6 protein-coding genes are annotated in these 9,142 nt (G+C 72.7%); all 6 read right to left on the bottom strand.

Annotated elements, in window-relative coordinates; genetic code table 11:
* Window positions 1-119 precede the first annotated feature (119 nt).
* The 6 genes from ettA to cobA all read right to left on the bottom strand — a co-directional run bounded on the left by ettA (window position 120) and on the right by cobA (window position 9,114).
* Entirely contained in the window at window positions 120-1,784 is a 1,665-nt protein-coding gene (ettA, locus tag ABWI07_RS10700; protein WP_149261436.1) for an energy-dependent translational throttle protein EttA, read from the bottom strand.
* A gap of 46 nt (window positions 1,785-1,830) precedes the next feature.
* Window positions 1,831-3,120, bottom strand: coding sequence for a sensor domain-containing diguanylate cyclase (locus tag ABWI07_RS10695; RefSeq protein WP_149261435.1), 1,290 nt, complete (start codon window positions 3,118-3,120; stop codon window positions 1,831-1,833).
* Window positions 3,121-3,506: 386 nt separating this feature from the next.
* Complete coding sequence (locus tag ABWI07_RS10690) at window positions 3,507-3,974, bottom strand: single-stranded DNA-binding protein (RefSeq protein ID WP_149261434.1); 468 nt, start codon at window positions 3,972-3,974, stop codon at window positions 3,507-3,509.
* An 84-nt stretch (window positions 3,975-4,058) separates the two neighbouring features.
* Window positions 4,059-5,771, bottom strand: a complete 1,713-nt coding sequence (locus ABWI07_RS10685) for a GTPase family protein (RefSeq protein WP_235037065.1) — start codon at window positions 5,769-5,771, stop codon at window positions 4,059-4,061.
* Window positions 5,768-7,879, bottom strand: coding sequence for a GTPase family protein (locus ABWI07_RS10680; RefSeq protein WP_235037064.1), 2,112 nt, complete (start codon window positions 7,877-7,879; stop codon window positions 5,768-5,770). Before ABWI07_RS10680 ends, ABWI07_RS10685 begins: the two co-directional genes overlap by 4 nt.
* Window positions 7,876-9,114 (bottom strand): uroporphyrinogen-III C-methyltransferase, encoded by a 1,239-nt coding sequence (gene cobA / locus ABWI07_RS10675; RefSeq protein ID WP_235037062.1) that lies wholly within the window; start codon window positions 9,112-9,114, stop codon window positions 7,876-7,878. Before cobA ends, ABWI07_RS10680 begins: the two co-directional genes overlap by 4 nt.
* Window positions 9,115-9,142: the final 28 nt, after the last annotated feature.

Here is a 9,142-nt window from a genome sequence, read left to right as displayed (position 1 = left end):
GTCCAGTGAGTGCACATGAGCGCCTCCCGGCCAGGGCCGACAGATCCCGTTCAGGACCCAAGGTCAGTCAGTCGCTGGGTCAGACCCCCGCCGGGGGGCGCTCACCTACATCATCTCTGTCAGTCGCGGGTCAGCTTGCGGTGGGTGACCCGGTGCGGGCGGGCGGCGTCGGCGCCCAGCCGCTCGATCTTGTTCTTCTCGTAGTCGGCGAAGTTGCCCTCGAACCAGAACCAGTTCGAGCCCTCCTCCCACGCGAGGATGTGCGTGGCGATGCGGTCCAGGAACCACCGGTCGTGCGAGGTGATCACGGCGCACCCGGGGAACTCCAGGAGGGCGTTCTCCAGGCTGGACAGGGTCTCGGTGTCCAGGTCGTTGGTCGGCTCGTCCAGCAGGAGGACGTTGCCGCCCTGCTTGAGCGTCAGCGCCAGGTTGAGCCGGTTGCGCTCGCCGCCGGACAGGACGCCGGCGGGCTTCTGCTGGTCGGGGCCCTTGAACCCGAACGCCGCGACGTAGGCGCGGGACGGCATCTCGACCTGGCCGACGTTGATGTGGTCCAGGCCGTCGGAGACGACCTCCCACACCGTCTTCTTCGGGTCGATGCCGCCGCGGCCCTGGTCGACGTAGGAGATCTTGACGGTCTCGCCGACCCGCAGGTCGCCCGCGTCCGGCCGCTCCTCCCCGACGATCATCCGGAACAGCGTGGTCTTGCCGACGCCGTTGGGGCCGATGACGCCGACGATCCCGTTCGGGGGGAGGTTGAACGTCAGGTCGTCCATCAGCAGCCGGTCGTCGAAGCCCTTGGTCAGCTTGTCGGCGATGATCACCGTCTGGCCGAGGCGCGGGCCCGGCGGGATCTGGATCTCCTCGAAGTCGAGCTTGCGGTGCTTCGCGGCCTCGGCGGCCATCTCCTCGTACCGCTCCAGGCGGGCCTTGCTCTTGGTCTGGCGCGCCTTCGGGTTCGAGCGGACCCACTCCAGCTCGTCCTCGAGGCGCTTCTTGCGCTTGGCGTCCTTGTTGCCCTCGACCTTGAGCCGGTCGGCCTTCTTCTCCAGGTAGACGGAGTAGTTGCCCTCGTAGGGGTAGCAGCGGCCCCGGTCGAGCTCAAGGATCCAGGTGGCCACGTTGTCGAGGAAGTACCGGTCGTGCGTGACGGCCAGGACGGTGCCCTCGTACTTGGCGAGGAACTGCTCCAGCCACTGGACGCTCTCGGCGTCCAGGTGGTTGGTGGGCTCGTCCAGCAGCAGCAGGTCGGGCGCCTCCAGCAGCAGCTTGCACAGCGCGACGCGCCGGCGCTCACCGCCCGACAGCTTCGACACGTCGGCGTCGCCGGGCGGGCAGCGCAGCGCGTCCATCGCCTGGTCGAGCTGGCTGTCGAGGTCCCACGCGTTGCGATGGTCGAGCTGCTCCTGCAGCTTGCCCATCTCCTCCATCAGCTCGTCGGAGTAGTCCGTCGCCATCAGCTCGGCGATCTCGTTGAACCGGTCGAGCATCGCCTTGGTCTCGGCGACGCCCTCCTGGACGTTCCCGAGGACGTCCTTCTCCTCGTTCAGCGGCGGCTCCTGCTGGAGCATGCCGACGGAGAAACCGGGCATGAGGCGCGCGTCGCCGTTCGAGGGCTGTTCCAGACCGGCCATCATGCGCAGCAGCGTCGACTTACCGGTGCCGTTGGGCCCCAGGACGCCGATCTTCGCGCCCGGAAGAAAATGCAGGGTGACGTCGTCGAGGACGACCTTGTCGCCATGTGCCTTGCGCACACGCTGCATCGTGTAGATGTACTCGGCCATGTCGTCAAGACTAGGGGGTCCTGGAACCTGTTTATCGCGTCGCGCCTCAGTTGTCGGACGGCTTGGGCCCCTCCAGGGCGGGGAGGCACACCCGGTCGCGCCCCGAGGACTTGGCGCGGTAGAGCGCCAGGTCGGCCGCCGCGAGGAGTTCCAGGAGGTCCTGGCCGTGGGTGCGGAACAGCGAGACGCCCACGGAGACCGTGACCGTGACGGTGCCCTCCTCGGCCGGGACGGCGAGGCGGCGCACCCGTCCGCGGAGGCGCTCGGCGACGCGGCAGGCCTCCACGGTGTCGGCTCCTGGCAGCAGGACGACGAACTCCTCGCCGCCGAACCGGCCCACCACGTCGTAGTCGCGCAGCTGGTGGCCCAGGGTGCTGGCCACGCCGACCAGCACCTGGTCGCCGACCAGGTGGCCGTGGGTGTCGTTGACGCGCTTGAAGTGGTCGATGTCGATCAGCAGGAGGGCGACGGCGTCGTGGGTGCGCAGGGCCCTGGACAGCTCGGTGTCGGCCTCGCGCTGCCACGCGGCGGCGTTCAGCAGGCCCGTCTTGGCGTCGGTGCGCGCGGCGGCCTGGAGCTGCTGGTGCATCAGGCTGCGCTGCAGGAGCATCACCGGCGGCAGGGCGAGCAGCAGCAGCCCCAGCGACAGCGCGCTCGTGATCGCCACGAGGATGCCGACGCAGAGCTCGACCACGTCGAGCAGGAGGCTCTCGCGCGTCCACAGGACGTCCCGCCAGCGGCTCTCGGGATCGGCGGCGTGCGCGGCGACCGCGACGATCGCCGTGTTCACCACCGTGAACAGCGCCGCGCAGCCGACGGCCGCCGGGATGCCCGGGTAGGCGTCGACGACCCACTGCGGCGCGCCCTGCAGCGGATCGGGCACCACGAGGTGGAACACCACCGACGCGCCCGCCCCGGCGATCCCGTGCGCCGCGGCGACGAGCGCCCGCCTGTAGATCAGCGTCCGGCGGACGCGGAACTGCAGCAGCGCCTGCAGCGGCACCGGGATCAGCAGCGCGTACACCGGCGGCAGCAGCAGCGCTACCGGCAGCCACCAGGCCGACAGCAGGTCGCGCGCGACGCCCGCCGGCATCCCCAGCCTGCGCGTCGCCTCGATGCACACGGCGCTGCACGCCAGCAGGGCGCCGAAGGTCATCAGATCGTCGCCCCGGAACGGGGTCTCCAGGAGCCCCGCGACGGTGAGCCCCAGATGGACGGCGACGACCACCGGCACGTAGACCACGAGCAGGGACGGACGCTTGAGTCGCGCCCTGCGCCTCGGCCTGCGCGCCAGCTCCCCACCCCGGTCCTCGGCGGACGACTGCACTGCCGTCATCCTTCCCCCTTACGCACATCACGTTGTGTAATACGATAGTTGCAACGTGTGCGGAACGGGCGTGAAACAGGTACGTTCGGGAACGCCAAGCGGGTGACCGATCTGATCACCGGCGTCCGGGCCTGACATCTCACGGCGCCCGGCACATCCTGAGGGGGACCATCATGCGCGGCGTTTCCTGGATCTGACCTGCCAGAAAGCCACCAAAGCAGCGGGCACGCCCACACGGACCCACCACCTGCGACCCGCGACCTCCCCCCACCCGGACATCCCAGCCCACCCCTGCTCGCCACGAAAAACTCCGCGGCCAGGCAGGCCCCCGGGGTTCCAGCGCGCCCGAACGGGCGGCCGGGGCTTTGAGGTCGGGATCGACTGCGCGGGGTGGGTCAGGCGGCCTTGGGTTCCTCCTCCTGGTCGGTGGGGGTGGTCAGGGCCCATTGGTCGGCGGTTTCGCGGGCCAGTTGGCGGTCTTCGTCCGTCAGGGGGCCGCTGCGTTGGGCGGGGCGGTAGTCGACCGTGCCGCGGGACAGGTCGGGGCCCAGGGTGGTGGCCTCCACCTCGGCGGAGAAGCGCCACTGGTCGTCGCGTTCGTACTGGCGGATGCGCAGGCGGCCGGTGACCAGGACCGGGGTGCCGCGCTGGAGGTCGGACGCGTTGATGTTGTCGGCGAGGCCGCGCCAGCAGTTCACCGTCACGAACAGGGACTCGTCGTCCTGCCACTGGTTGGTCTGGCGGTCGAAGCGGCGGGGCGTGCAGCCCACCCGCAGCGACAGGAAGGGGTGGCCGTTGGCCGTCACGGCGTAGCGGGGCTCGGCCGCTACCCAGCCGGTGATGGTGACAAGCGCCTCGTTCATCGCGTCCTCCGTTGTCTCGCGTACGAGGACAACGGTGGCTCAGTGGCGGCGGCCCCGGCCGGGCGTCGCGGAATTGTGGATAACTCAGCCGCGACCGAGGGCGACGTCGACGTCCCGGCGGAAGCGGGCGTAGACCTCCAGGTCGTCCTCGATGGGGACGATCACCTTCTCCCGGGCGACGCGCTCGATGCCCTGGCGCATGTGGAGCTCCATCTTCTCGCCGTGTTTGGCGGACGACAGGGCGACCATGTTGCGGCAGGCGGACGCGGTGAGCCAGCCCATCCCGAACGTGCAGACGGCCAGGATGGCGACGTACGGGATCAGCCCCGCCTGGCCGAGGAGGCCGTCGGGGTCGTCGCCGCCGAGGCCGAGCAGGCCGTAGGCGACCAGGAAGCCGATCCACACCACGCTGAGGGCGGCGACCAGGATCAGGAAGTACTGCCAGGTCTTCACGAGCCACCACCAGCGCGGCACCACGTTGAACGTCGGCAGGGCCTCCTTGAGGGACTCGCCGAGCGCCTCCGGGATCTCGCCGGCGTGGGAGCGGGCCGCCGCGCGGACCGAGCGGCCCCAGTGCGGCGGCAGCTCGGCGGCCACGCCCTCGGTGACGGCCTGGAGCGCGTTGTCCACGTCGCCCTGCTGGGCGCCGATCGGGCCGGTGAAGGCGTTGCGCAGCTCCTCGCGCAGCTCGGTGAGCCGCATCCGGCGCAGCGGGTCCGACCGCAGCCGGGTGATCATGGCGGTGACGGGCCAGCCGATGAAGTCGGCGGCGCGCAGCTCGTAGGCGCTCTCCATGGCCTCGGCGACGGCGGGCGCGCCCGCGGCGTCGGTGAAGGCCTGGATGAGGTCGGCCTTGCGCCCGTCGTCGACGGTGACGGGCGGCTCGGCGTCGAAGCGGTAGCCGGTGAAGCTCTCGGCGGCCCGGTCGACGTCGGCCGACAGCCGCTCGGTGCGGGCGCGGCGGGCGGCGACGGTGTCGACGAGGGTGTCGCGGAAGCCGTGCACGCCGTCCTCGGCGACCGCGGAGGTGGTGACGATCCGCGGGTCGGCGAGCCCCTCGGCCTCCAGGAGGCGGCGCAGGTCGGCGACGCAGTCGTCGATCTCGTGCGGGGCGAGCCGGTCGACCTGGTTGAGGACGATCAGGGTGACGCCGGTGTGCCGGGCGAACGGGACGATGTAGTTGCGGTGCAGGGCCGCGTCGGCGTACTTCTGCGGGTCGACCACCCAGACCAGCAGGTCGGCGATGGTGACGAACCGGTCGACCTCGGCGCGGTGCATCGCCTGGATGGAGTCGTGGTCGGGCAGGTCGATCAGGACGAGGCCCTGCAGGGAGGCGTCGGCGCGCTCGTCGAGGGCGCTGGCGCGGGCGTAGCGGTGGCGCTTGTCGACGTCGAGCCAGTCGAGGAGGGGGCCCGCCCCGTCCAGCCCCCAGACGCACGCGTGCGCCTGCGAGGTCATCGGGCGGCGCATCCCGGTCGGCGACAGTTCGAGCCCGCAGATGGCGTTGAACAGCGAGGACTTGCCGCTGCCGGTGCCGCCGGCGAGGGTGACGACGGTGTGGTCCCCGGACAGCCGCAGCCGCTGCCCGGCACGCCGCAGCAGCGCGTCGGCGTCGTCCAGGACGGGCTGGTCGAGCCGCCCGAGCCCCGCCTGGACGAGCCGGTCGAGGCCGTTGAGCCGGTCGACCAGCGCGGGCGGGCCGGCGGGCTCGGCGGGGGCGTCGGGCGCGGGCGCGCCGGGGAGCGGGGTCTCGCCGGTTCCCGCCGGGGAGTTCGCGGGGATGGCCGAGGTGGTCATCGGGCAACCTCGAGGTTGTAGGTGGCCTGGTACAGCTGGACGGGGACGGTCTCGTCGGGGATGCCGGCCGAGTCGAGCACCTGCCCGAACCGGATGGCCTCCTCGTCGAACAGCATCCCGATGCGGCTGCGCAGGTCGGCACGGGCCTTGGCGCCCATGCCGCGCAGGGACTCGGCGCCGAACAGGGCCTTCAGCAGCCGCTGCGGGACGGCGCTGTTGCCGCCCTCCACGGCCACGTCGGACGTCCCGTAGCCGAGCAGGCCGACCATCAGGACGAGCGAGACCGCCTCGGTGTCGAACGAGACCAGCTTCGCGACCGAGCGCTTGGTGACGCCCTGGGTGCGGATCAGCTCCTGGACGTGGTCCTGCCAGGCGCTGACGGCCCGGGTGACGCGGCGCGACAGTTCCGGGGAGACGTGCCCGAGGCTCGCGTCGGCGCGGGCGAGCACCTGCGGGCCCGCCGGGTGCTCGCGCCAGCGGGCCATGACCTGCTCGGCGCCGTGCTCGGCGGACGCCATGATCAGCGACTCCAGGCCGCTGCGCAGCGCCGCCTTGAGGGCGCGCACGCGGGCCGGGCTGCGGTGCCGCCGGTTCGCGGCGCGGCCGCGCCGGGACCGCTGGACGTGCAGGGCGCGCAGCAGGTCGCCGGTGCCGGCGAAGTCCTGCCAGCGGGCCAGCACCTCGCCGCGCAGCAGCGAGCCGTTGCGGGTGGCCTCGTCCAGTTCGGCGAGGGCGGTGCCGTATCCGGCCTCGACCTCCCTGGCCAGCTCGGTGCGCTGCTCGACCTGGGCCTCGACCTGCCGGGCGACCTCGGGGACGCGGGTGCGGAAGCTGTCCAGGACGGCGGCGAGGGTGTCGCTGACGACGATCTCGCGGTCCTCGGCGTCCTCGGCGACGCCGGTCAGCCAGGAGCGGATGTCCTCGACGGTCTCCTCGGGGAGGCGGCTGTCCTCGACCCGGGTCTCCGGGATGGTGAAGCGCCGCGCGTCGCCGACCTCGTGCTCGTCCAGCATCTCGGCGAAGTGCTCGACGATCTCGCCGCCGCCCGCGCCGGCGCCCTGCGGGACGCGGGACAGCACGACGCCGATCGTGGCGCCGTTCTCCTTGGCCCGCTGGAGCATCTGCCAGACCTGGGCGTCGGCGTACCGGGCCGCGGTGGTGACGCACAGCCACAGGTCGGCGGCGGCCATCAGCTTGGTCGCGAACTCGTAGTGGTCCTCGAAGACGGAGTCGAAGTCGGGGCTGTCGAGCAGGGCGAGCCCCGGCGGGAGGACGTCGCTGGCGATGATGACCAGCTGGTCGCCCGCGATGGCGTCGGGCGCGGGGCCGCGGACCCGTCCCATGCCGGGCAGGAGCGGGCCCTCCATGAACCACTGGACGTGGTCGGGGTGGCAGACGAGGATCGGGCTGCTGGTGGTGGGGCGCAGCACGCCGGTCGCGCTGACGCGGGCGCCGACGAGCGTGTTGACCAGGGTGGACTTGCCCGCTCCCGTGGAGCCGCCGAGCACCACCAGCATGGGGGCGCCGGCGGCCTGGACGCGGGGCAGCACGTAGTCGACGAGCTGGCCGCGCAGCTCGTCGCGGGCCTCGCGGGCCTGCTCGACGCCGGGGACGTCGAGCAGGAAGTCGAACGCGCCGAGCTGCTCGCGCAGCGCGGTCAGGGCGCGCACCAGTTCGCCCTGGTTGACCGTGGCCCCGGCCCTGGGGGCGCGCCGCCTGCCGCGCTTGGGCTTGGGCTGGGCCATCGCGACGTTCTCGACTACCTCGGGCGTCTCTGCGCCTTCGGAGGTCTCGGTCTCGGGGGTCTGGACGTCCTTCGCCTCGTCCTCGGGCACGGCGTCATCTCCCGCCCTGCCCTTCTTCGAGGTCTCCTTCTTCCGTGCCGTGGCGCGGCCTCCCGTGTCCTCGACCCGCCCGCGCTCGGCGGACGCGTCCTCGCCGGACGTGTTCTCGCCGGACGCCGTCTCACCGGACGCCCCGCTCTCACCGGACGTGGCGGTCTCGCCGGTCGCCGTGGTCTCGCCGGGGGCGGGCTCCTCGACCCCGCGCCCCGAGCCGGCGCCGGCCTCCTCGTCGTGGACCGTGCTCTGCTCTGCGGGGGGTGTCACGGATCCCGTCCCAAGTCCGCTCGAATCATGTCGATCTCTCGTGCCACGTTGACCACGTCGCCCACGACCACGATCGCCGGGGGCCGGACCTCACCGGCGGCCATCTCGTCGGCCACCGTGCCCAGCGTCGCCGTCAGCGCCCGCTGGCCGGGAAGGGTGCCGTCCTGCACCACGGCCACCGGCGTGCCGGACGACCGACCATAGCGCATGAGGGCCGCCGCGATGAGCCCCATCCGCTCCACCGCCATGAGCAGGACGATCGTGCCGTTCGCGCGGGCGAGCGCCTCCCAGTCGACGGTCGAGTCGGGGTGCCCGGGCGGGACGTGCGCGGAGACGACGTGGAACTCCTGCGCGACGCCCCGGTGGGTGACCGGGATGCCGGCGGCGGACGGCACGGCGACCGCGCTGGTGATGCCGGGGACGACCGTGACGGGGACGCCGTGGCGGGCGCAGTACAGCGCCTCCTCGCCGCCGCGCCCGAACACGAACGGGTCGCCGCCCTTGAGCCGGACGACGAAGCGGCCCTGCCGCGCGTGCTCGACCAGGTACTCGTTGATGCGGTCCTGGGTGACCGTGCGGCCGTAGGGGATCTTGGCGGCGTCGATCACCTCGACGTCGGCGGCCAGCTCGTCCAGCAGCCCGCCGGGGGCGAGCCGGTCGGTGACGACGACGTCGGCCATGGCGAGCAGCTGCCGCCCCCGCACGGTGATCAGGCCCGGGTCGCCCGGCCCGCCGCCGACGAGCGCGACGCCCGCGGGCTTGCGCCGGGAGTGCCGGGATTCGAGGGCGCCGTCGCGGAGCCCTTCCACCACCGCGTCGCGGATGCCCGCGGCGCGCCGGGGGTCGCCGCCGAGCAGCACCCCGACGGTCGCGTCGCCCGCGTGCCCGCTGGCGGGCGTCCAGGCCGGGGACGACTCGGCGTCGTCGGCCCGGACGGACCAGATCCGCGCGGCGTCGGCCTCCGCCACCACGTCGCCGTTGACCTTGGCGTCGTCGGTGACGGCCTGCACCAGCCAGGCGCCGGCGCAGTCGCCGTGCTCGTAGCGCCGCCGGCGCCAGGTGATGCGGCCATGGTCGGCGAGGCCCTCCAGGGTCGCGGTGACCGAGGGGGACACGAGGACCACCTCGGCGCCGGCGTCCAGCAGGGCGGGCACGCGGCGCTGGGCGACCCGCCCTCCGCCGACGACGAGGACGCGTCGCCCGCCGAGTCGCAGGCCAAGCAGGTACGGGGGCACGGTGGTTCTCTCGGACGGGGTGGCGGAC

The organism is Actinomadura sp. NPDC000600, assembly GCF_040492135.1.
Classification (GTDB): Bacteria; Actinomycetota; Actinomycetes; order Streptosporangiales; family Streptosporangiaceae; genus Spirillospora.
The sequence above is the reverse complement of the archived record's forward strand: the minus strand, read 5'-3'. Positions and strand labels throughout refer to the sequence as shown.